General features: G+C 38.8%; 25 protein-coding genes. All 25 read right to left on the reverse strand.

Annotated features, from left to right (window positions below; genetic code table 11):
- Nucleotides 1-2424: a DUF3656 domain-containing protein gene (locus HMPREF0874_RS02300; RefSeq protein ID WP_008601155.1), complete on the reverse strand. Its 2424-nt coding sequence runs from the start codon at nt 2422-2424 to the stop codon at nt 1-3.
- Nucleotides 2425-2512: 88 nt separating this feature from the next.
- Nucleotides 2513-4957: a phenylalanine--tRNA ligase subunit beta gene (gene pheT, locus HMPREF0874_RS02305; RefSeq protein ID WP_008601157.1), complete on the reverse strand. Its 2445-nt coding sequence runs from the start codon at nt 4955-4957 to the stop codon at nt 2513-2515.
- Between the two features lie 9 nt (nt 4958-4966).
- A complete protein-coding gene (gene pheS / locus HMPREF0874_RS02310; protein WP_008601159.1) occupies nt 4967-5989 on the reverse strand; it encodes a phenylalanine--tRNA ligase subunit alpha in 1023 nt (340 codons plus the stop codon).
- 36 nt (nt 5990-6025) lie between these two features.
- Complete coding sequence (locus HMPREF0874_RS02315) at nt 6026-6490, reverse strand: PaaI family thioesterase (RefSeq protein WP_004696117.1); 465 nt, start codon at nt 6488-6490, stop codon at nt 6026-6028.
- A 225-nt stretch (nt 6491-6715) separates the two neighbouring features.
- Nucleotides 6716-7927, reverse strand: a complete 1212-nt coding sequence (locus HMPREF0874_RS02320) for an ABC transporter permease (protein ID WP_021148250.1) — start codon at nt 7925-7927, stop codon at nt 6716-6718.
- Nucleotides 7920-8642, reverse strand: a complete 723-nt coding sequence (locus tag HMPREF0874_RS02325) for an ABC transporter ATP-binding protein (protein WP_004696122.1) — start codon at nt 8640-8642, stop codon at nt 7920-7922. Before HMPREF0874_RS02325 ends, HMPREF0874_RS02320 begins: the two co-directional genes overlap by 8 nt.
- A gap of 12 nt (nt 8643-8654) precedes the next feature.
- Nucleotides 8655-9737 carry an efflux RND transporter periplasmic adaptor subunit gene (locus HMPREF0874_RS02330; protein WP_004696124.1) on the reverse strand — a complete coding sequence of 361 codons (1083 nt, stop codon included), beginning with the start codon at nt 9735-9737 and terminating at the stop codon, nt 8655-8657.
- A gap of 159 nt (nt 9738-9896) precedes the next feature.
- Complete coding sequence (locus HMPREF0874_RS02335) at nt 9897-10811, reverse strand: ATP-dependent 6-phosphofructokinase (protein WP_039964987.1); 915 nt, start codon at nt 10809-10811, stop codon at nt 9897-9899.
- Nucleotides 10783-11625, reverse strand: coding sequence for a shikimate kinase (locus tag HMPREF0874_RS02340; RefSeq protein ID WP_039964989.1), 843 nt, complete (start codon nt 11623-11625; stop codon nt 10783-10785). Before HMPREF0874_RS02340 ends, HMPREF0874_RS02335 begins: the two co-directional genes overlap by 29 nt.
- 119 nt (nt 11626-11744) lie before the next feature.
- Complete coding sequence (locus tag HMPREF0874_RS10105) at nt 11745-12173, reverse strand: hypothetical protein (RefSeq protein ID WP_008601166.1); 429 nt, start codon at nt 12171-12173, stop codon at nt 11745-11747.
- Nucleotides 12142-12552, reverse strand: coding sequence for a fimbrial assembly protein (locus HMPREF0874_RS02350; protein WP_232197500.1), 411 nt, complete (start codon nt 12550-12552; stop codon nt 12142-12144). Before HMPREF0874_RS02350 ends, HMPREF0874_RS10105 begins: the two co-directional genes overlap by 32 nt.
- Nucleotides 12553-12721: 169 nt before the next feature.
- The gene (locus HMPREF0874_RS02355; RefSeq protein ID WP_008601170.1) at nt 12722-13576 is read right to left on the reverse strand and encodes a hypothetical protein; all 855 of its coding nucleotides are present in this window, start codon (nt 13574-13576) and stop codon (nt 12722-12724) included.
- 9 nt (nt 13577-13585) lie between these two features.
- Complete coding sequence (locus HMPREF0874_RS02360; RefSeq protein ID WP_039964990.1) at nt 13586-13993, reverse strand: hypothetical protein; 408 nt, start codon at nt 13991-13993, stop codon at nt 13586-13588.
- Complete coding sequence (locus HMPREF0874_RS02365) at nt 13974-14645, reverse strand: hypothetical protein (RefSeq protein ID WP_008601174.1); 672 nt, start codon at nt 14643-14645, stop codon at nt 13974-13976. The genes HMPREF0874_RS02360 and HMPREF0874_RS02365 overlap by 20 nt, the downstream gene beginning before the upstream one ends.
- Nucleotides 14642-14998: a hypothetical protein gene (locus HMPREF0874_RS02370; protein ID WP_039964991.1), complete on the reverse strand. Its 357-nt coding sequence runs from the start codon at nt 14996-14998 to the stop codon at nt 14642-14644. Before HMPREF0874_RS02370 ends, HMPREF0874_RS02365 begins: the two co-directional genes overlap by 4 nt.
- Nucleotides 14999-15005: 7 nt before the next feature.
- Entirely contained in the window at nt 15006-15467 is a 462-nt protein-coding gene (locus tag HMPREF0874_RS02375) for a hypothetical protein (RefSeq protein ID WP_024061885.1), read from the reverse strand.
- Nucleotides 15446-15988: an A24 family peptidase gene (locus HMPREF0874_RS02380; RefSeq protein WP_008601179.1), complete on the reverse strand. Its 543-nt coding sequence runs from the start codon at nt 15986-15988 to the stop codon at nt 15446-15448. The genes HMPREF0874_RS02375 and HMPREF0874_RS02380 overlap by 22 nt, the downstream gene beginning before the upstream one ends.
- 53 nt (nt 15989-16041) lie before the next feature.
- Nucleotides 16042-16488 carry a competence type IV pilus major pilin ComGC gene (locus HMPREF0874_RS02385; RefSeq protein ID WP_004697182.1) on the reverse strand — a complete coding sequence of 149 codons (447 nt, stop codon included), beginning with the start codon at nt 16486-16488 and terminating at the stop codon, nt 16042-16044.
- Between the two features lie 39 nt (nt 16489-16527).
- Nucleotides 16528-17700, reverse strand: a complete 1173-nt coding sequence (locus HMPREF0874_RS02390) for a type II secretion system F family protein (protein WP_008601184.1) — start codon at nt 17698-17700, stop codon at nt 16528-16530.
- 8 nt (nt 17701-17708) lie between these two features.
- Nucleotides 17709-18728, reverse strand: coding sequence for a type IV pilus twitching motility protein PilT (locus HMPREF0874_RS02395; protein WP_008601186.1), 1020 nt, complete (start codon nt 18726-18728; stop codon nt 17709-17711).
- On the reverse strand, nt 18712-19722 hold the full coding sequence (locus tag HMPREF0874_RS02400) for a GspE/PulE family protein (RefSeq protein ID WP_039964992.1): 1011 nt from the start codon (nt 19720-19722) through the stop codon (nt 18712-18714). The genes HMPREF0874_RS02395 and HMPREF0874_RS02400 overlap by 17 nt, the downstream gene beginning before the upstream one ends.
- Before the next feature lie 188 nt (nt 19723-19910).
- Nucleotides 19911-21194: a phosphopyruvate hydratase gene (eno, locus tag HMPREF0874_RS02405; RefSeq protein WP_008601191.1), complete on the reverse strand. Its 1284-nt coding sequence runs from the start codon at nt 21192-21194 to the stop codon at nt 19911-19913.
- A 119-nt stretch (nt 21195-21313) separates the two neighbouring features.
- Nucleotides 21314-22840: a 2,3-bisphosphoglycerate-independent phosphoglycerate mutase gene (gene gpmI / locus HMPREF0874_RS02410; protein WP_039964993.1), complete on the reverse strand. Its 1527-nt coding sequence runs from the start codon at nt 22838-22840 to the stop codon at nt 21314-21316.
- 13 nt (nt 22841-22853) lie between these two features.
- Nucleotides 22854-23624, reverse strand: a complete 771-nt coding sequence (gene tpiA / locus HMPREF0874_RS02415) for a triose-phosphate isomerase (RefSeq protein WP_039964995.1) — start codon at nt 23622-23624, stop codon at nt 22854-22856.
- A 1-nt stretch (nt 23625) separates the two neighbouring features.
- Nucleotides 23626-24804, reverse strand: a complete 1179-nt coding sequence (gene pgk, locus HMPREF0874_RS02420) for a phosphoglycerate kinase (protein WP_039964996.1) — start codon at nt 24802-24804, stop codon at nt 23626-23628.
- Between the last annotated feature and the right edge of the window lie 10 nt (nt 24805-24814).

Here is a 24814-nt window from a genome sequence, read left to right on the forward strand (position 1 = left end):
TTATAAAATACCTCTAAAATAGTGGCCCCTTGTAATAGGCGTATCATCCTTGCCTACGCTCTTAGGAGGAGCCTCTTTTGTTCCATTTTGAATAGATACATAATCTGCTACAATGTTACGCAATCGATGTGGATCCATATGACGCCCATCGATGCGCAAGATATGTAGACCTTTACGATGTAACTCGGGCACGTAAGCACGCATATCCATTTCATGACTATTCATGATGTGCATGCGACAATAAGGATCGGTACGCAATGGGAACACTTCCCCTTTACGGTCCTTCAATGCATAGTCCTCTGTTACACATGGCATAGGACAGTTTTCCTTTTTGCCAGTGCCCACAAAACTAGCGATGGCACAATACTCAGAAATCATCATTTCTGTATAACCGTGTACCATTACCTCTAATGGCAAATGAGCAGATTTTTGTAAGTTTACTAATTGTGCCAAGGTCAACTCTAAGGATGGAGCTATACTACTCATATTAAAATCTTGCCATACTTGTAGTGCAGAGCCATTGAATATGTTGAGACCTGTATCACCTTCAATAGCACCTGAATACCCTAACTCACGAAGCCATAATAGAGCTTGTGGCATATGAATAGAAATGCTATCTGGTTTAGACTCAACTATGGCCTTAAGCGTATTCATGTACGCGTCTACCTCATCATCTTTAACGACGCGAGGCGTAGCAAATACACAAAGCACATTATGCTCTTTACAAAGTTTGGCTACCTGCTCGTAGATGCTAATTTCATAAGGCTTACGTTGCAAACGGTCACCACCGAACATAATCTTCTTAGCGCCCCCTTCGATCGCTGCTTTTACACCATCAAGTTCATCAACGCGAGCACTCACCATAGGCTCTGTGTATTGAACCTTACTTTTAGCTACTAACGATGACATATTTCGGGGTTCTACAGCACGTTCTGCCCAAGCTGCTTCATGGTCTGTAATCAACAAGTTTTCTAGCGCCTCTACAGCATCACGACGCAATGCATTTAAAACACTAGCGGGCCACATGTACGGTCCATCAGGAATAGACATAGAGCCTAGTGTAAATAATGTATTCCCTAATCTACCTACTTGATCTCTAACCTTCTCTAATGTAGTCGGTTTATTGTTAGCATAAACAGGTTCAAACTCGTTAGATATAGTCACAGTACGACCATCATTCAATACAAAGGTTAGTTCTGTATAAGGTATTTCTCGTTCAGTATTAATAGATAGATAACCATGTACCTCTAATTTAGCGGTAAAGTCTTGTAGTCCCCGTTGCTTTTTAGCTTTAGGGCCTGATGCAAGGAATGCTTGCCCCGCAGCAAAGCCTTCATCCGGTTTACCTACAATATGCTTTTCATCCACTAGAGACCAGTTCTGATCGATTTGATAATACGTAATACTACCAGAACTTTGCATGACCTTTAAGAGTGATCCTTTTTCAATCGGTTCTGTTAAGAATAAATGAACTTGACCCTTTTTGACCTCTGCTTTGCCTATCAATTTCCCTTGATTATTTGGGGCCACCACGGTCATCATTGATTTTCCTACATGGTCTGTTAAATAATCCGTAGAGAATCCACGATTAAATCCAGAAGCTAATGCATCGGCATCAGTAGAATCTATATGAGCCGTATCTAAAATATGACGATAGGTCCCAATAACTTGACGCACGTAGGAAACCTTTTTCATACGCCCTTCTACCTTAAAGGACGTAACACCGGCCGCCACAAGTTCATTCATATATTCACTATAGTTAAGATCCTTTGGACTTAATAGATAGGCTTCGTGTTTTGGCAACAAGCTAGTACCTGAAGAATCCAATAGCTCATAAGGCAACCGACAAGGCTGTGCACAAGCACCACGGTTACCACTGCGACCACCGATGAAAGAACTCATTAAGCATTGACCAGAATAACATACGCACAACGCACCGTGTACAAAGACTTCGATTTCAGCTGTACAGTTCTTGCAAATATGTTCAATTTCAGCGAGGCTCAATTCACGAGCTAAAACGACACGTGTAAAACCGAGACTTTCATAAAAACGAACCGCATCGAGCGTAGCCGCAGTCATTTGTGTACTGCCATGTAAGTGTAATTTAGGAGCCACTCGCTGCGCCAATTTAGCCACTGCTAAATCTTGAACGATAATAGCATCCACGCCGATGCGCTCTAAGTCCTTTAAATATGCCTCAAGAGCAGATAATTCGGAGTCACCTATGAGGATATTTACCGTTACATACACAGACACATCTAGAATATGGGCCAAGCGAATAGCCTCGGTTAATTCCTCAATTCCAAAGTTTGCTGCATGAGCTCGGGCATTAAAACCTTTGCCACCAAGATAAATGGCATCTGCTCCAGATTCTAAAGCGGCTATAAAGTTTTCCATCGTACCGGCAGGAGCCAATAATTCCATGGACAGTCCTTTCTACCTAACTAAAGGCATAACTATAGTACTAAAAGGGTTTACCATATGGTAAACCCTTTCAATATACTGCTTAAAATTAACGTAATTTGCAGTTAATTTCTGCTAATGCATCAATAATAGCTTGAATATTACCGTCAATATCCTCATCATTCAACGTACCTTCCATAGAGCGGAATTGTAAGTTGTATGCGAGACTGCGGTAACCTGCTTCGATATGTTCACCTTCATAAACATCAAAGATAGACGCACTTTCTAAATATTCTCCACCATGTTCTTTAATGATGGATAAAATTTCACCACTAGATACGGACACAGGTGCAACGATGGCAAGGTCACGGCTAGTGCCTGGGAATTTACTGAAGGATGTATAACGGAACGGTGGAATCGTTAAGGATAATACGGCTTCCAAATCGATTTCAAACATATATACTTTGCCAGGTAAGTCAAAGTTTTTGCTCACTTGTGGATGTAATTCACCATATTGAGCAATCATTTTACCATCAACTACGTATTGAGCACTCACACCTGGGTGAAAGTATGGCTCAGTGCCACGATTAACTTCATAGCTTGTAACGCCTAGTTCAGCTAACAACGCATCTACAATACCTTTTACATCATAGAAATCTGTAGTGCGTTCTGCTTGATTCCAACCAGCTTGGTTTGCTTTCCCCATCAAAATACCACAAGCCATAGGGCGTTCATGAGGTACTTCTGTTAAAGGTAAATCTTTTGGTTCATACACATTAGCCGTTTCAAATAACCAAAGATCCTTATTTTGTTGCGCAATATTGCGTTTTGCTGCTTCGATAACAGCCGGCACCAATGTAGTACGCATATAAGGGAATTCTTCGGAAATAGGGTTCAAGATTGGAATGGCTGTATAACGGCTATCCCCTTCAGGAAGCATCATATTGGAAAGACCATCTTTATGCATGAAGCTAAATGTAATGATTTGAGTCATACCCAATTTAGCCAAAGCATGTGTAACCTCTTTAATAAGAGCTTTCTTAGGTGTCATACCACCAGAGGACAATACGGCTACAGGAATTGTCGGAGTAATATTATCGTAGTTGTAAATACGAGCTATTTCTTCAGCGATATCAGGCATCACTGTTACATCACCGCGCCATGTTGGAACGAGGGCAGATAATTTGTCGCCCTCTTCTGTTACAACGAATTCAAGGGCTGTCAAAATACGAACCATTTCGTCTTTTTCAATGTTTGTACCCAAGTAATCGTTGATTTGTGCTGCTGTGAAAGTAACTGTATGTTGTTCTACAGGATTTTTATATACATCAATTACGCCTACACCAACTTTACAAGTAGGGCAAATTTGTTGCAATAATTGCGCCGCTCTGTCGATAGCATAGGCGGTGTATTTATGATTTACACCACGTTCGAAACGACCAGATGCTTCAGAACGCATGCCGAGAGCTTTAGCAGTGCGTCGAATAGATGGACCATTAAATTCAGCAGCTTCAAACATAACTGTGGTCGTTTCGTTTGTCACTTCACTATCAAAGCCACCCATGATACCTGCTACACCTACTGGACGTTCAGCATCAGCAATAATAAGCATGGAGTCATTCAATTCGCGTTCAGAACCATCAAGTGTAACAAGCACTTCACCATTTTTAGCACGTCTCGCCACTAATTTATGACCTTTTACATGATCATAATCATAGGCATGCATAGGTTGACCAAGTTCTAACATAACATAATTTGTTACGTCTACTACATTATTAATAGGACGAATGCCGCTATTACGTAAACGGTTTTGCATCCACAATGGAGATGGCTCAACCTTAACATCAGTTACTACACGAGCTGTAAAACGCGTACAAAGATCATCAGCTTCGATAGATACAGATGCTTTGCCTTCAATGGATTCGCCATTCTCGTTAACCATAATAACAGGGAATAAAGCTTTTTGATTTGTCATGACTCCAAATTCACGGGACAAACCAACCATTGAGAAGCAATCAGCTCTGTTAGCGGTGAGTTCAAATTCATATACTGTATCATTTAAGCCTAAAACATCTTTTACATCAAGACCAATTGGTGTTCCTTCAGGGAAAATGTAAATTCCTTGAGCTTCTTCTGGCAATACTAAGTCGCTAGAGATACCAAATTCTGCAACGGAACAGAACATGCCTTCAGAAACAACGCCACGCAATTTACCTTTTTTAATTTCTGTACCATCTGCTAAGCGAGATTTATGATACGCTACAGGCACGATTTGACCTACTGCAACATTAGTAGCAGCCGTTACGATTTGTTTTGTAACAGGTTCGCCTTCTTCTGTAAGGCATTCAACTTGGCATACTTGTAATTTATCTGCATCTGGATGTTTTGTAATCTCCACGATTTTACCAGTATAAATTTTCTTAATGCCATTATCCATAGCAATGACATCTTCTACAGGAATACCAGCTTGTGTTAATTCATCGGCCAATTCTTGAGCAGGACGATTCATATCCACAGGCACGTATTCGTTCATCCACTGTAAACTTGCTTTCATGAGTTCCTCCTAAAATTGTTCCAAGAATCGTACATCATCTTCAAAGAATAGACGTAAATCGTTAATGCCATATAAAAGCATAGCAATACGTTCTACGCCCATGCCAAAGGCGAAGCCTTTAACCTTTTCAGGATCGTACCCATTAATACGCAATACATCGGGATGAACCATACCGCAGCCCAAAATTTCAAGCCAGCCTGTATGAGAACATACGCGGCAACCTTCACCACCACACATTACACAAGAAATATCTACCTCTGCAGATGGTTCTGTGAATGGGAAGAAGCTTGTACGGAAACGTACCTTTGTGTCATCACCATACATGTGACGTAAGAAGGACTCTAATGTGCCTTTTAAGTCAGCAAATGTAATATGCTCATCGATGATGAGGCCTTCCACTTGATGGAATACAGGGGAATGAGTCGCATCATAGTCCCAACGGTAAACCTTACCAGGCGCAATCATACGGATTGGGCTATTAGGTTCATGACGTTGCATTGTACGAGCTTGTACTGGAGATGTATGCGTGCGCAATAAGAAGTTTTCTGTAATATAGAAGGAATCTTGCATATCACGTGCAGGATGATCTTTAGGCAAGTTTAAGCATTCAAAGTTATAGTAATCTTGCTCTACTTCTGGACCTTCTTCAACGGTATACCCCATTTTCATGAAGAAGTCTTCAATCATTTCATTAACCTTTGTTAATGGATGGATATGACCAGCTTTTTGTGCACGGCCAGGCAATGTAATATCGATGCGCTCTTTTTCTAAACGAGCATTTAACTCTGCAGTTTCCATACGAGCTTTAACTGTATCAATTTCAGCCTCTAACGCTTCACGAACAGCATTAACGAGGGCGCCAGCCTTCGGACGTTCTTCTGGAGATAATTTACCAAGACCTTTTAGTAAAGCCGTTACCTCGCCTTTTTTACCTAAATATTTAACACGTATATCTTGCAACGCTTGTTGATCAGCAGCGTCTTTGATGGCATCAAGGGCTTCTGCCTTAATACGTTGTAATTCTTGTTCCATTCAAGCATCCTCCTATTTGTAAAAGTCTAACTTATATTATACCAAATCAGGGTTGTCTTCTTCAATAAAACGCCATGGTAAATCAGGTAATGGCTTCTCTTCTAGTACAAAAAATGTACCCCGTGCCAAGTGAACAAGTTCACCTAATTCATTATAAATACGAGCGGTAGCAACCATAGTAGTTTTACCATTGTGCTCTACATTGGCTACACCACGCAATACAGCACCGCCTTTAACAGCTTTCACATAGTTACCATTAAGATCAATGGTGCTAACAGATTTTCCCAATGTAAAACAAGCAGTCCCCATCACACTATCTGCTAAGCCAATACATACGGCACCATGCAAATCCCCTCTAAAATTGCAGTAATCTGTTTCATTTGTTTGCAATGTCATTTCCGCATGACCTGGTTCCACTGCTGTAATCTCAGAATCTTTCACCCAAGAAAATGGGTTTTGATCTCGTAATTCGTTGAAATATTCTAACAATGTTGTAGCCATAAGGTTCTCCATTCTATATACATACCCATAGATTAACTAATCTAAATACTAAGTCTATTACATTACCTGTATGAAAATCTTTATAGTTATATGTCAAAATTCAATACAAACATATAAAAATGGTGCGTTACATCATACATATTGTATCATGCAACGCACCATATGCGAATAACTCTATCTAATTATATGGTATGTTCTTAAGAAAACACATTTATAAATTCAAAACTATTCATAATGCAATGCATCGATTGGATTGAGCTTAGCCGCTTTACGGGCTGGGTATATACCAAAAATCAAACCAATAGCCATGGAAAAAGCAAAGGACATTATGATTGTTGGAACAGATACAATTGTACTCATTCCAGATACCATTCCGATTACTTTTGAGGCTCCTATACCGAAAGCAATACCAATAAAGCCCCCCATCAAACTTATTACAACAGCTTCTATTAAGAATTGTGTAACAATTACGCTATACGTAGCCCCCAAAGCTTTACGCACGCCAATTTCTCGAGTCCGTTCCGTTACAGATACAAGCATGATGTTCATAATACCAATACCACCTACAACGAGTGAAATCGCAGCTACAGCCCCTAGGAATAACGTAAATGTTCCCGTCGTCTGAGCCACTGTTTCCATAATAGATTTCATATTTTGAATATTAAAATCATCCAAATTTGTATCTTTTATATTATGACGAACACGCAACAAATTCTCTATATCTGCCTGCAAACGGTCAATGCCCCCATCATCCTTAGCCACAACATACACCCTGCGAAGATAGTCAATGCCCTCTACGCGCTCCATTGATGTTGTATATGGAATTAACACCGTATCGTCTTGGTCATTACCCATGGTTCCGTTCCCTTTACTTTTGAGAACACCAATGACACGGAATGGAATATTTTTAACACGGATTTCCTTGCCTACAGGATCTTCATCAGCAAACAAATTTTTTACTACCGTTTGTCCCACAACCGCTACACGTTCTCGGTTCTGAACATTTTTATCGGAGAAAAATCGACCAGATGTCATAGTCCAATTATTTACGTCCTGAAAGTTAGAATTAACCCCCGCAACAGATGTAGTCCAGTTTTTATTTTGATAAATCACCACATAAGAGCCATTTGTCATAGGACTGGCGGCTTTTACACCTTCTAACTTAGCAATAGCTTCATAGTCAGATATTTTCAACGATTTCATGGACCCCTGCGAAGATCTAGCACCTGGCGTCCGCGGCGCCCCTGGCAGAACTACCAACAAGTTAGAGCCTAAGCTAGAAATAGAATTCTCAATATCTTGCTTCACCCCATTACCGATAGATACCAAGGCAATAACAGCTGCTACACCGATAATGATACCTAACATGGTCAAGAGGGAGCGCAATTTATTAGCAATCAAGGAAGCCCATGCCATTAGAAAACTTTCTTTATACATTAGGCACCTCCTTTATAGGAGTCATATTAGAATTGATCGAATCCTCTACGATTATCCCATCTTTCAAGACTACATTACGACTCGCGTACGTAGCAATATCCGGTTCATGTGTAACTAGAAGAATCGTACGGCCTTCATCATGAAGGCCTCGAAAGATGTTCATAACGTCAATGGTTGACTTGGAGTCAAGATTCCCTGTCGGTTCATCAGCCATGATAATAGCAGGATTATTTGCCAATGCACGAGCAATCGCCACGCGTTGACGTTGCCCACCAGACAACTCGGATGGCAAATGGTCCATACGCTCGCCCAAGCCGACAGACTGTAATAATTGAGTGGCCCGTTCAATGCGCATCTTTTTATTTACACCGGCATAAATCATAGGAAGCGCTACATTTTCTAGGGCTGTCAATTTTGTCAACAAATTAAAGCTTTGAAATACAAAACCTATCTGTTTGTTACGTACATACGCAAGTTCATCATCAGATAAGGTAGCAACCTCGTCTCCATTGAGTCGATAAGAACCAGTTGTAGGTCGGTCCAAACATCCGAGAATATTCATAAAGGTTGATTTACCAGATCCAGATGGCCCCATAATGGATACAAATTCACCCTTATTGACAACTAAATCAATGCCATGCAGAACAGGTACTGATAATTTGCCATTCACATAGGTTTTTGTAATCCCTTGTATGTCAATTACTGTTTGGTTCATAAGCACCTACCCTTAGAATGGTCCAGCTACATTATTTTTTGGTGCATTCACATCACCACTTACGATAATTTCATCACCTTCAGATAAACCTTTTAAGATTTGAACATTAGTATCCCCAGTTACACCTGTAGAGACAGCGGTTCGTACTGGTTGACCATCTTTTATAACATATACATACTCACCTTGTTTGTCCGTACGTACAGCAGTAAGAGGAACTACCAATGTATTTTTAATATCTTCACCAAAGATTGTGGCACGAGCCGTCATAGTTGGTAAGAAATTACCTGCAATATTTTCAGGAATTTGAACCTTAACAGTATAGTACACAACACTACTACTTGTAGTGCCCATATTACCCTTTGTACCTTTTGCAATTTCAGAAACGTAACCTGTGAAAGTTTCACCTGGCTTAGAATCTACAGTAAACTCTACCTTAGCACCTTGTTTAATATTGCCAATATCGGTTTCGTCTACAGTAAGATAAATCTCTAAATTTTTTAAATCTGCAATGGTAGCAATGATCATTTGTGTGGAAATTCCAGTACTAATAGTTTGACCGGCTTTTAGCGGTGTACCAACAACAGTACCAGACATTGGAGCTGTAATAGTAGCATCACTTAAATCTGCAGCCGCACGTTCATAAGTAGATTTAGCACGTTCATAAGATGTTACAGAATCATCATATGTTTGTTGTGCAATAGCATCTTGAGCCGCCAAAGATTTATAACGATTCATATCAAGTTCTGCTTTGGCTAACGCCGCACGAGCATCATCAACAGATGCTTGTAATTGACGTGTATCAATATAAGCGATAACTTGACCGGCCGTAACTTGATCATTCTCTTTAACTAAAACTTTTTCAAGTTTACCAGCAACATTTGTAGAAACATCTACATAATTTACAGGGTTAATAGTACCTGTGGCACTGATACTAGTTTTTACATCACCCTTTTCAACCTTGCCAGTAGTGTATAACGTTTGTGCTTGATTTGCATTTAGACTATCCATGTAGTAATATGTGCCGCCACCAAGAACACAAAGAACAACAGCACCAGTCACTATGCGTTTACGATGCTTTTGTAAGAACTCTTTCATTATGATCTCCTTTTTTTAAGATGAAGATATATTAAAAAGACATTTATTCTATATCAACACATATAGTATTTTTAAATTATACAGCACCAATTGCTTTTACGCAATATAATTTCATTAATGAATAAATTATGATATATAAAAAATGGCCCTTACGGGCCATTAACTACTCAATATTGACAATAATCTATAATCCTTCTCATCGATTGGAAATTCAAGACGTTCTGCCTCTTCATAAGATAGCGCACGGATATGACCATCTATATAGCCCACTAATCGGTTAGCGACACCACTCATCAATAGATTAATACAGACTTCACTCATGCGAGCCGCTAAAATAGCATCAAATGCCGATGGACCACCGCCACGTTGTAAGTAGCCTAACACAGTTAGGCTAGGATCAAATTCTGTATGCTCCTTGATAAAAGCTTTCACCTCACCGCTGTTATAGGCACCTTCTGCAACGAGGATAACACTATATTCTTTACCCCGAATTTGTGTTTCCTTTAAATGACGACAAACCGCATGTAAAGACATTGGATTTTCCGGAACCAAAACTATTTCTGCCCCACAAGCTAGGCCTGCCTTTAATGCAATATGTCCAGCTTTGCGCCCCATTACCTCTACAATGGCTACACGTTCATGGGAGTTTGATGTATCACGAATACGTCCAACCGCATCAACTACCGTATTGAGAGCCGTATCATAGCCTATCGTATATTGTGTGCCACCCATGTCATTATCAATCGTACATGGAATGGTCATAGTAGACATACCAAGTTTAGATAAACTTGCAGCACCACGCATGGAGCCATCACCACCGATAACGACTAGATGGTCGATGTCATAAGCTTTCAAAATATCATAAGCTTTGCGTTGAATTTCTTCATTTTGAAATTCTGGAAAACGAGCCGTTTTCAGCATCGTGCCACCTTGTGTTATGATGCCACCAACGTCTCGATTCGATAAAGGAAATATTTTTTCCTCAATAATACCTAAATAGCCACGCTCAATACCAAACACTTCAAAGCCTTCATGTATAGCTTTTCTAGTTAACGCTCTTATGGCGGCGTTCATTCCAGGTGCGTCTCCGCCGCTTGTTAGTATTGCGATTCTTCTCATATCCATTACCCCCTTGTGGTGTACGTTGTTTGGATATACTATGTGCTTTACCTTTTTTATTCGTTTGATTAGAAGTCTTTTGTTTATACCTCTTATCATAACGAATTTTATTAGACATTGCTCTTTTTGATACTGCTTCAGAAATCTCTTTTTTCCTTCTTTGTTGATTATTAAATTGTATATCTTCAGCTGCTTCTTTAGCATCTACATCGTTTGTATCATTGGGTTGACGTCTTGCTTTAAATTGCACATCTGAGGCATCTAATTCATCCTCAATACGCTGTATAAAATCATAGGTCCGGCCATTTGTTGTATCTAGTACAAAATCGCACTGCTTATACACGGGCTTCCACGATTGTATCATAGCATGTACAAAGGCATTCACATTACTATAGTCCATGGTAGGCCGTTTCCCAACACGGCGATTCACGCGACTGACAATACGGAATTGTGCAGCTCGGATACCAATAATATAGGAATATTTTTTTAATACCTTTAAGGTGCGATGTTCAATAGGAAAATTCCCACCCACAGAAATCACTGCTTCATGGTATAAGCAAACCTTTTTTAGTACATCCATTTCGGCGCGGCGGAATGCTTTTTCTCCTATCTTTTTAAAAATCTCAGCAATGGGCAACCCAAAACGACTTTCTAATACGCGATCGGTATCTACAAATTGCCAACCCTTGCGTTCTGCAAGGTTCCGTCCAAAGTGACTTTTGCCACTTCCCATAGAACCGATGAGCATAATATTCCGTTTTATTATCATCTATTATGTGCCCCTTATCATTACATATCCTTCATTGTACTATAAAATGGTCCAAAAACAAAGACAGACTATAGACATAAAATCTATAATCTGTCTCTATACAGTACATCCGATTTTCATTAAGGTTTTATAATCGATTTAATTGCACAATGCGCATAAACTACATTACCTTTACGTTCTATATCTTCTATTTCTATACGGCGTGAAGGATCCTTTTCTTCAACAGTATTTATCCAGTTAATCATACGCTCTGTACTACCTAATACTGTTAATTCTAGTATACCTTCATGCTCATCAGTACTGACAATCATTAATGGTTCTCCTTGCAAGGAATCAAAAATATTTGTATTAGAACTCGTATTAGATGTCTTGTTCCGTGTAAAAGATTCTAATAGTTTTGCTTCATTAGACTCTATATAATCTGACTCAGCATTCATTTGTATAATATAATTTTCTTGTTGATTTTTTAAGCTATTATTTTTTTCTTCAAAATAGATATGCCCATACATAGAAAGGCTAATGAGCATCGCCCACAACACTAGGCTCACTAATATTCTCTTGACCTGATACGTTGTGCTCTCTTTTAGATCCGTCCATATGGAATGTATAAACACCTTTATCTGCTTTAACTGTTCCATGACACTCAATCCCTAGTAATTTTTGTTGGAGAATAGCAATAAATTTACGACATACTTCGTCACTCATGCCTATACCATCCATACTGATACGGCCTTCCTTAACGCTAAGATGCTGTAAACTAATATGTTCTGCCATAGCGGCATCAAGAATATATACGACCATTGTATTGGGTAATATATCTGTTTGATTCTTAAGGATTTTATTCTTTATTATTTTATTTCTTATTTCCATTAATTCACCATATTGTTGATGTATTTCTTGATACTGAGCATTTGCTTGCAATCGCACAAAGTCTATCTTTCGATTTTCATAGCTACGATAACTTGACCAACAACTATATAGGGTAACAAACCCTACTATAACGTATATAAAACTTATCCCGTAAAGAAAGTATCGATAGGTATGCCATAAACTATGCCATCGTAAGGATCGTGTCATTAAATTAATACATCTATTCTTACCAGCCCAATCCAATCCATTTCAGCCCCCTTGCTGCCATGCCAATAGCCATGTCCCAATCTAATTGTCCTTGCTTGCAACGATTACGACCACGACCTAAGAATAATAATGGAATATATTCAGTTTCTCCATATATGGAAATTATACCTTCCATATCTGTCCGTTCTTCATTTGTTATAGATTCTAACCCATACATCCGAATCCCCTGTATCTCATCTATACCAAAGTCTTGTAATCTCACTTTTAACTTATCCATGGCTTCAGCTACATCGCTACCAGTAATAGGTACAATACACTCTTGAATGCATATATCATTCCACCAAAGCCATAAATGCATGGCGCCTTCTTCTACAACACCTGTTACAGTACCGCTGCGCCGCATCAAGCAATAACAAATAGGAATAGGCCAAAAATCAATAACATCAACAGGTGCATACGTATCTCGTATACCTTGCTTCAAAAGTTCTAGAGAATGTCGATCTACAGCCACCATAAACATATGATAATTGTGTCGTGGATATTCCCGGCGACAAGCATCCATTTGGAAACTATCACCCTCAAAACTAAAGTAGTCCTCTATATTCCACTTTATAAACTCCTTCATATCAAAATCGTGAGGGTCATAGGGTGCCACATGCATTTGTGTATCAATATTAGCAACAATACTATAGGCCCCTTCATCTAAATCATAAGTTTCTATAAATTTTGTAACATCTTCATCAATAGGTCCTGTACGCTTCATTTCTAACGCATCAGTAATGACCATTGTTTTATTTTCTATATGGGCTGTAACACATACAATATGTTCATCAGTTATACATACTCCAGAATGTATTTTCTTTTTTCGTTTCATAGAATCACCTCAATAAGGTTTTACCTTTATAACATGCATATGTTTTTCTTTATCTACAGTCACATACATATGTACACGACTCACGATTTCACTATTCTTTAGTTTTCCATAACTCATAATATGACGCGGATTTTCTGTTGAGCTATCCGCTTCAATAGTAATCTCTACATTTTCATCATTTATCACAACTAATTTATTTTGAAAGTCCCATACATTTCCTAATTTACAATAGCCCACAAACCAATGAGCACCTCTTTGTGCCGCGTAATGAGCTTCTTCCAAATGCAATTCATCTACTACATTACTTTCACATATTTGTCCTATACGCAGCCCCATAAAAGCTAATAATAATAAAAAGGACATTGTAAGTATCGCTATATATGTAATAAAGCCCTCGTTATGGGCTCCTACGTTCATAACCAGTCTCCTCTTTACTTGTATACCAATCATAAATAGCACTCTGTCCAATAGAGACCTCATATATGGATAGTCCTCCATAACCACTTGTATATTTTCTATCATTAACAAAACGATTATTAATATACCAACGTAAATACACGGTCCCATTAGTATCTACACTAAAAGGGTTTTCTTGGGTATAGCCCACATTTCGTTTATCGGTCATCCCCACGATGCGACTACCACTGACAGGTTGCAAGCTACCATCTGTTAATTTTCTGTATAATGCATGACGTTGTACTGTTAAGGTTGTACGTTTTGTATCGTGAATATATAAACTTTTATTATGATCTTCTACAGTAACCTTCACAGGGTTCCATATCATTTGAGCCACAACCATACGTCTTGTATATCGACCATCCTCCATCATAGCTACACTATCCAGTAATTTAGCATCCCACATAACTGCATAGAATACAATGCCTAACAATATAGTAAGAACTATGACAGAAATCGTCATGCTAATGAGCGTAGAATATAAAATAAATCCCTTATTATTTCTATTCTTACTATTATTTTTCTTGTTATTATTTTTATTCTTATTTGCTATAGGATTCTTCTTATATTCTTTGTCCTTTCTAATTACTTTTTCTATATCCTCGCCGTTCAATGTATCCCCTCCAAATCAACTGATAGAGAGTAGACAACAGATTGATTATCCATGGCATCTACTGTTAATCGTTGTAAAGATACACCTTCTATCACTACAGGCTTTATATGTATTTTATAGGTAATTTTTTCACTGGGACTCATTGTAAATTGAGAATTATATACACCAGTTTCTATTGCTCCATTCTTATAATAAGAAGCTTTAGCCACTTCTAAATACGTTATGGTATCTTGCAATATATGATCCCAATAATACGCCCTATATACCGTAAGAGTAGCCATCCAAAAAATAGATAATACAACCGGTAAAATGAACATGATTATAGCGGCTGATATTAAAGCGTCACCATACATAAATCCTTCAGTGCACTTCTTCCCATCTAATTCGCCCCGTTTGTACAGATATCCATATACGATTTTTCTCACCACTTTCACGATCTTTCAAAATAATTTCTGTCCCATCATAGGGTAAGCCCAAGGCTGAAAAAGAAATAATTGTCATAGACCGTTCATTCTCAATATTTTGCGGTAATGATATGTTTACCGTATGATGATTAACATCTTCCTCTAAGGTATAACTGTCCTTATTTAAAATAAAAAGCATTCTCCCTTTACCATTAGATTTATGCCCTAACATAGACCACAGTTGAACTTTCTTGAGCATATACGCCACCTCTTGCGTAGCACCATTTAAAGTATAACGACTAGGTGTTGTCACAATAGGTAAGGCAATAGAAATGAGCAATAAGATTAAACCAATAGTAATAATCCATTCCGCCAATAAAGATCCACTTTGACGATTTATAAGTTGCACCTTAACCATTGATAAAGCACCTCCATATAGGAACCACCATGTAAGGCACACCATCCGCCAAAGCATAGAAAGGGACCAAATGGGATATATCGATTACGATAACCGGTGAGTAAGAGATAGAGAGAACCAACACAAAAAGTTACGTAAAAGAAACATATAATTTCCCATGGAGTAAGCCATATTGCAATAGCAGAAAACCATTTAATATCGCCTATGCCAAAGCCTTTATGGCTAATCAAACGAAGTCCATATGTAATAGTACCTACGCTGATAACACTTAATAAGGTTACTAACATAGATTGATCATTTATATAGCTATATATAATGCCACCTATTACAAGAGCCAATGCCCCTTCATCAGGCAATATATAGTAATGCATATCGATGGTAGCACCTGCTATGATGATGAGTGAAAACACAGCATACAAAGCAATGTGAGTATAAGATATTGCTTTTGATGAAACTATAATAGGTAACAATATAGATGCTATATATACAAAAAGTCCTATTACATAATTAGTCCCTTTCATACCTTATCCTTTCATATAACTAATGTATATAATTCATAATCTATACAAGTTAATTAAGGCTCATTAGGTGCTTTAACAACAACAGATTTTGAAGTCCCACCACTGACAACTTCATAAGTAATAGTGTATTCTTTTCCTTTTGCAGTCTTAACATGTTCAGTAAGATATCCTTCCTTATATAGATTTTCTACTGTTGGAGGTGTGTCGACATTCTTATCAATCATATACAATTGAGTGGCATTTTTAATAATTTGAATATCTGCTGTTTCTTTAGCGTTTCGAGCTTTATCCGCTGCAGATAAGAATTGTGGCATCGCAATAGCTGCTAATATAGCGATAACCGCTACTACAACCATTAATTCAACGAGAGTAAATCCGCCTTTTCTCGATTTTTTAAACCCTTCTCGAACACGAGAAATATGTAGTCGATCTACGACCCATTGACCGCACATTTCTAATCGATGATTCACTCCATGAATCATATGCATAACAGACTTCATAATATTCTCCTTTTAATAGTTAAGTAATAACATTGTCTATTACCCTCCTAAGTTGGCAATGGACGTAAATAAGGGGTACATAACAGATACAACTAATACGGCTACACCGATTCCCATTATGGTTAGTAAAATTGGTTCCAATAATCGTTCTAAACGAGCAATATATTTTGAAAGTATAGATTCATAGTAGTAGCCACAGTGGTTTAACATTTTTACTAATTCACCACTCTCTTCTCCAATGGACACCATTTGCCATATAAAAGCGTTTCCTATCTGACCACTACGTAAACTTTCTTCCAGTGAATGTCCTGATAATAATCTTGCTTCCACTTGTTTACTACATTCAACACCATATATATTCCCCCACAAAGGGCGAGTGATATTCATGGTTTGAATGATAGAAATACCAGAATCTAGTAAGAGAGCCCAAACTTTTAACATACTTGTATAATACACACAAGTACTCCATTGGTATCGGTGAGCCAACAGCCAAAGCCAACGATGTACTTTACACTTTATACTATGCTGTTTATAAGCAAATGCTAAGGAACCTATTACAACACAATGAATAGCTATTACCATTAGAGGATGCGATTTTAACCCTTGTCCTAATGCAAAAAGAGCTCGCGTCATCAAAGGTAATGTAATATGCATAGTGGTAAATACCTTTTCAAACGAAGGAATAATAAACAAAATGGTAACTAGAAAAAATATATTCATCATTAAAAGAAGAAATAAAGGGTAAGAAATAGCACTCATAACCTTTTGTTTCAGCTGCCTCTCCCAATCATAGTGGCGGGATATATATTGTAAACTCTCACCCAAAGTGCCCGCTGCTTCACCACTTTCTAGTAAAGCCAAAGCAATAGGAGGACATCCTTCACTTCGTAAAGCCTGTGATAAAGTCTGACCACGCTCTATAGATTCATATAAAGCTGTATAGAGTAGTACTCGTTTCCCCTGGCAGAGCAACTGTAAGGCTCGCCGTAATGGAACACCAGATTCAATGAGTAGACCTAATTGATAAGTCACATCTACCACCATAGTATGATTCCATTTATGTTTCTTTCTTTCATCCTGCAACGATATTCTATAAATTCTATAACCATCTCGTTTTAACCGTATTGCAATTTCTTGTTCTGAATCCCCCCACATCAAACCTTTTTCTGTTTCATTTTGATTATTTTTTACGACATATTCATAAGCCTCCATATATTCACCTACGATAATTGTTGATCAAGCAAGGTATGCAATTGTTGTTGGGCTCCATATTGTGCCTTTACATCTCGCACAGCCATTTCTAATGTTTTCATCGGTAGTTGCGTTTCTTGAATAGATATGATTTGTGGTTCCTTACGGGTCCGTATCAAATTTGCTACTGCATGGGTATTTAGCAAAATATCACGAATAGTAATGAACTTTTTATTCCATCGAAGTAAACGCTGACATATAACGGCCCGTAACACTTGAGATATTTGATTGCGTATCTCTTCTTGTTGCTCCCCAGGAAATAGAGAAATCATGCGGTGAACCGCCATCACTGCACGCTGTGTATGCATAGTTGCCATTACAAGGTGACCAGTCTCTGCCGCATGAAGTGCCGCTTCAAGGGTTTCTCGATCTCGAAGTTCGCCTACCATAATGACATCCGGATCCTCTCGTAAAGCATCTCGAATACCATCTGACATAGTATTAATATCAGCACCTAATTGTCGTTGATGGATCAAAGACTTCTTAGGTGCAAACTCAAATTCAATGGGGTCCTCTAAGGTAATAATGTGGCGCTCCATAGTCTGATTAATATAATCAATACAACAAGCTAAGGTAAAACTTTTACCACTGCCAGTAGGACCACAAACAAGCAATAGACCATCATGTGCTTCGCATAGCTTTTGTAATAACTGACCTTCACTGTTATCATCTAATTTGAGTTGTTGATGACAGAGCAATCGCAATGTACCACATATGGTCTGATTAGCTCGATATAGATGAACACGAATACGCACACCACAACAGGAACAAGCCTCATCAAGAGACTGCCATTCATAGGATGCTATACCGCAACGGCGCAATATATCCTCGATTAATTCTGTAGTACACATAAATGAAGTAGCCTTTAATCCATCACCATGTCGCAAATAGATAGGCTGACCACATTGTAGATGAATATCTGTTGATGATAGTTGTATTGCATTTTCTACAATAGTTTCTAAACTTTCACGTTTACAGCATGAGTCCACAACGATGCACCTCCTCTATAGATGTAACATGCTGAGATACGGCCTTACGAGCAGACTCTTCTAATGACAATAATAAATGTGTTTCCAATTCGTCCCAATGAACCGAATTAGCTGGTATTTCTAAGTATTCAAATAGAGCAGTCCGTCCCTGATATGATGTACCATCAAATTTTCGTACTAGCCGTTGTGCAATAGCCCCCATTAAAGTAGCCCGTATTAAGTACGGCTCTACGCCCATATCCATGAGTCGCGTTACAACGCCTATAGCTGTATTGGTATGTATAGTAGATAATACGCGATGCCCCGTTAAAGCAGACTTAACGGCTAACTCTGCGGTCTCCTTATCCCTAATTTCACCAATCATAATCGTATCTGGATCTTGCCGTAATACAGAGCGAAGACCTTTGGCAAAGGTAAATCCAATCTTTTCATTAATACCAATTTGTATAGCCCCTTTAATTTCAGCTTCTACAGGATCTTCAAGACAGATAAGCTTAGTTTCGTCTAAATTTAACATGCGAAGCATGGCATATAAAGTAGCTGTCTTACCACTGCCTGTAGGTCCACAGATAAGTAATAATCCATAAGGACGTTTTAATAATTGTTCAATGTGCTCAAAGATATCCAGCTGCATGCCTAATTCTTTTAAGTCTTTATGACTCCCTTCATTTCCCATAAGGCGACATACTAAGGTTTCTCCGTATAGGCTAGGCAATGTAGATACACGCATCGTTACAGACTTATTTTTATGACTCCAAGACCAACGCCCATCTTGTGGTAAACGCTTCTCGCTAATATCTAGAGAGCTACAAACCTTAATACGGTTGATAATGAGTTCAGCTTCTTCAAATGATACAGTCATGTAATGTTGCAGCAGTCCATCTTGTCGCAACCGAACATGAGCACCACTTTCAACGGGATCAAAGTGGATATCACTTACATGGTGTTCTAAAGCATACAAGATAATATCGTCTAATGTTACGTCTACATACATGGTCACCTCCAATACCTTGCGGTATGTTTTTACCTCACACTAGCGTATGGCGTTATAGGTTTCGACATCAGCCTCTAAATCCCTCTTTTATTTTTAAAAATCCACGAAGCGAAAACTTTTCTTTTTTTAGACATACAAAAAAGGCGCCCCAAAGGGCGCCCTTATTGGACTATTAGATATAACGTATCTTATTTTAAGTTATAAAAAACGTCATTACCTTTATATTGAGCTGTTTCGTATAACATTTCTTCAATGCGAAGTAATTGATTATATTTTGCTACACGTTCAGAACGAGCCGGTGCACCAGTCTTAATTTGACCAGCATTTACAGCTACAGCAATATCAGCAATGAATGTATCTTCAGTTTCACCAGAGCGGTGAGATACTACGCAAGTGTAACCAGCACGTTTAGCAAGTTCCATAGCATCGAAAGCTTCAGTGAGAGTACCGATTTGGTTAACTTTTACAAGAATGGAATTACCTACACCAAGCTCAATACCACGAGCCAAACGTTTTGTGTTAGTTACAAATAAATCATCACCAACAAGTTGTACGCGGTCACCAAGGCGGTCTGTCAACAATTTCCAGCCTTCCCAATCTTCTTCTGCAAGGCCATCTTCGATGGATATGATTGGATATTTGCCTACTAGGTATTCGTAAAAATCTACCATTTCAGCTGCTGTTTTAACTTTACCTTCCCCAGCAAGGTTATATTTACCACCTTCGTAGAATTCAGAAGATGCAGAATCAAGTGCCAATTTGAAATCTTTTCCTGGTTCATAACCAGCAGCTTTAATAGCTTCACAGATTACTTCTAATGCTTCTTCATTAGATGATAAGTTAGGTGCGAAACCACCTTCATCACCTACTGCAGTACTAAGGCCTTTATTGTGAAGTACGGATTTCAAAGTATGGTATACTTCTGCACAGCTACGAAGAGCTTCTGCAAAAGATTTAGCGCCTACAGGCATGATCATAAATTCTTGAATGTCTACGTTATTATCAGCATGTGCGCCACCGTTCAAGATGTTCATCATAGGAACTGGCAACTCTTTTGCATTAAAGCCACCAAGGTATACAAATAATGGCAAGTCCAAAGATTCAGCTGCAGCACGAGCTACTGCCATGGATACACCAAGGATTGCATTTGCACCAAGGTTAGATTTATTATCGGTACCATCCAATTGCAACATTAAGTTATCGATTGCCACTTGTTCTGTCGCATCATAACCGATAAGTGCAGGACCGATTTTAGCATTTACATTATCGATAGCTTTTAAAACACCTTTACCGGAATAACGGGATTTATCTCCATCCCGTAATTCTACGGCTTCAAACATACCTGTGGATGCACCAGATGGAACAGCTGCTGTAGCAATAGTGCCATCTTCTAAACATACTTCAACTTCAACTGTTGGATTACCGCGGGAATCTAAAATCTCTCTTGCAATGACTTGTTCAATTACTGCCATTTCTTCACCTCATATAATCTAATGGAATAACTGCCATCTGACAGCCATTATATATATATTGAGCTAAACCTTATAGGCTTATAACTCTAATTAACTACTAATATAGTGAAAGCTCCATATTATGCTTTATGTACCAAGCTATGACCTGTCATAGCTTTTGGTTGTTTTATCCCAGCTAAGTCTAATAATGTAGGAGCAATGTCACATAATTTACCAGCTTCTAATGTAGCTGTTTTTAAACTGTCGCTCATTAAAATTAAAGGAACCAAGTTCGTTGTATGTGCCGTATGTACCTTACCTGTTTCATGATTAACCATAAGCTCTGCATTACCATGATCTGCTGTAACTAACAGATGACCTTTCTTGCTACGAATAGCCTCCACGATACGACCTAAACAAGTATCTACTGCTTGAACCGCTTTAACGGCAGCTTCAAAGCTACCAGTATGACCAACCATATCTGGATTTGCAAAATTCAAGATAATCATGTCATATGTTTCATCTTGTATCGCTTGTACAACCTTATCGGTCACTTCATAAGCACTCATTTCTGGTTGTAAATCATAGGTCGCCACTTGAGGGGATTTTACGAGAATGCGATCCTCACCTTCAAAGGGTTCCTCTTCACCGCCATTGAAGAAATATGTAACATGAGCATACTTTTCTGTTTCTGCGATGCGCAATTGGCGATAACCACCTGCACTTAGAACTTCACCTAATGTTTCAGATAATGTATCCTTTTCATACACAATATGTACGGGCAAACCATCCTCGTATTTTGTCATAGTTGCCATATATATAGATAGTGGCTCCCGTTTAAAGCCATCAAAATCAGGTAACACTAGTGCCTTTGTAAGTTCACGACCACGGTCTGGGCGGAAATTACAGAATATAACCGCATCTCCTTCTTTGATAGTCCCTGCAGCATCAATCACCGTAGGAAGTACAAACTCGTCTGTCGCATCTCTATCATAGGACTGTTGCACCGCTTCACATGCAGATGTAGCCTTTTCGCCTTGACCATGCACAATGGCATTATATGCCAATTCAACGCGGTCCCAACGATTATCGCGGTCCATTGCATAATAGCGACCACTAACTGTAGCAATTTTGCCACAATTTAAATCAGCCATATACGTTTCTAAGTCCTTTAAATAGCCTTGTGCACATTGTGGAGCTACATCACGACCATCGAGCAAAGCATGAACATACACATGCTCGATTCCATTATCATGAGCCCCCTTGATGACTGCCTTAATATGGTCTAAGGAGCAATGCACATTGCCATCTGAAACTAGGCCTATAAGATGTAAGCTTTGCTTCTTAGCTACTTCGTATAGTTCCTTCATAACAGGGCGATTATAAAACTCACCAGACTCGACATCTTTAGTAATACGAGTCAAATCTTGATACACTATGCGACCAGAGCCAAGATTTAAATGGCCAACTTCAGAATTTCCCATTTGACCTTCTGGAAGACCTACCGCAAGCCCTGATGCTTCTAATGTTGTATGTGGATACATATCCCATAATCGATTAAAACAGAGCGGCTTCGCCTGTACTACAGCATTGGTTGTGTCTGATTTATCCCCCAAGCCAAAGCCATCTAGGATGACTAGCATTACGGGAGCCTCTAATTTAGCCATTTGTAACCTCATATTAAGCGCTTACTTGGTTTGCAGCTTTAATAATATCAATAAATTCATCGACCACAAGTGATGCACCACCTACGAGAGCACCGTCAATATTAGGCTCTCCAAGGATTTCTAGTGCATTTTCTGATTTAACGCTACCACCATACTGGATGCGTACTGCATCGGCAGTTTCATTATCATATAAAGATTGAATGTAATTGCGGATTTCTTTGCATACCTCTTCAGCTTGATCAGCCGTTGCTGTCTTGCCCGTACCGATAGCCCAAATTGGTTCGTACGCAATGATCAATTGACTGACTTGTTCTTTCGGAATATCAGACAAAGCCCCTTTTAGTTGAGACGTAATCCAGTCAAGTGTATGACCCGTTTCACGATGTTCTAAACTTTCACCAACACAGACAATAGGATTCAAATTATGATGAAATGCACTTTTAATTTTTGCATTAACGGTCTCATCTGTTTCGCCATAATATTCACGGCGCTCAGAGTGACCGATGATTACATAATTAACGCCTACTTCTGTAAGCATAAGTGGTGAAATCTCACCAGTAAACGCACCAGCATCATGATAATCCATAGTTTGTGCACCTACTTCAATAGCTGTATTTTTCGTCAATACTACAGCACGTTCGATAGCTGTAAAAGGCGGACATACAACTACATCACAGGACAATTCCATATCTTGTAACACGCTGTTAAACGCTTCGATCAGAATTGATCCAGATGCAATGGTGCCATTCATTTTCCAATTCCCTGCAATAATGGGTTTTCTCATATTATGCCTCGGACAATGCAGCAATACCCGGTAGGATTTTGCCTTCTAAGAATTCTAAAGATGCACCGCCACCTGTGGAGATGTGGCTAATTTTATCTGCTAAACCACTTTTTTCAATGGCTGCTACAGAGTCGCCACCACCAACGATAGTCATCGCATCAGATTCAGCTACAGCTTTCGCTACTGCATTTGTACCAGCTGCAAAGTTTTCCATTTCAAATACGCCCATAGGACCATTCCAAATAATAGTCTTCATTGGCGCCAATGCTTCTACATAAAGTTCGCGGGTTTTAGGCCCAATATCTAATATCATCCAGCCATCTTCGATTTGATCAACATCAACGATTTTAGTATTAGCATCGTTGCTGAAAGCATCTGCTACTACAGCATCAATAGGTGTTAGTAATTTAGCACCTGCTACACGAGCTTCCATAACAAGGTCTGTAGCGATAACTTCTTGACCTTCTTCAAATAAGGAGCTACCAATATTGCAACCTTGCGCTTTAATGAACGCATTAGCCATACCACCGCCGATGATCATTACATCAACTTTAGGCAATAAGTTAGAAATAACGGAGATTTTATCTGTAACTTTCGCGCCACCAATAATAGCTGCCATAGGTGTTTTGGGATGTACTATAGCTGCACTTAATGCGTCAATTTCTTTTTTGAGCAAGAAACCTGCTGCCATAGGGATATAATCAGCAATACCGACTACAGATGCCGCATTACGGTGAGATACACCAAACGCATCATTGATAGCAACATCTGCAAGAGATGCCAATTGCTTAGCAAACTCAGGGTCATTTTTAGTTTCTTCATTGTGGTAACGCAAATTTTCAAGCATCAATACATCACCAGATTGTAATGCTTTTACAGCTTCTTCAACTTTAGGACCAATGCAGTCATCTACGAATGCTACAGGCTTGTTGATAAGCTCGGATAAATGCTTAGCACATGGTGCCAAAGACATTTCTGGTTTGCGTTCTCCTTTAGGACGACCAAAGTGAGAAGCAAGGATAACCTTTGCCCCTTTTTCGATTAAGTAATTGATAGTAGGTAATGCACTACGAATACGAGTGTCATCAGTGATGACACCGTCTTTCATAGGAACATTAAAATCAACACGAACAAATACTGTTTTATTAGCTACTTGTAAACCTTCAATTGTTTGTTTCATCAAAGCCTCC

Origin of the sequence: Veillonella sp. 6_1_27, from assembly GCF_000163735.1 — a bacterium.
In the GTDB taxonomy this organism is placed as follows: Bacteria; Bacillota; Negativicutes; order Veillonellales; family Veillonellaceae; genus Veillonella; species Veillonella parvula_A.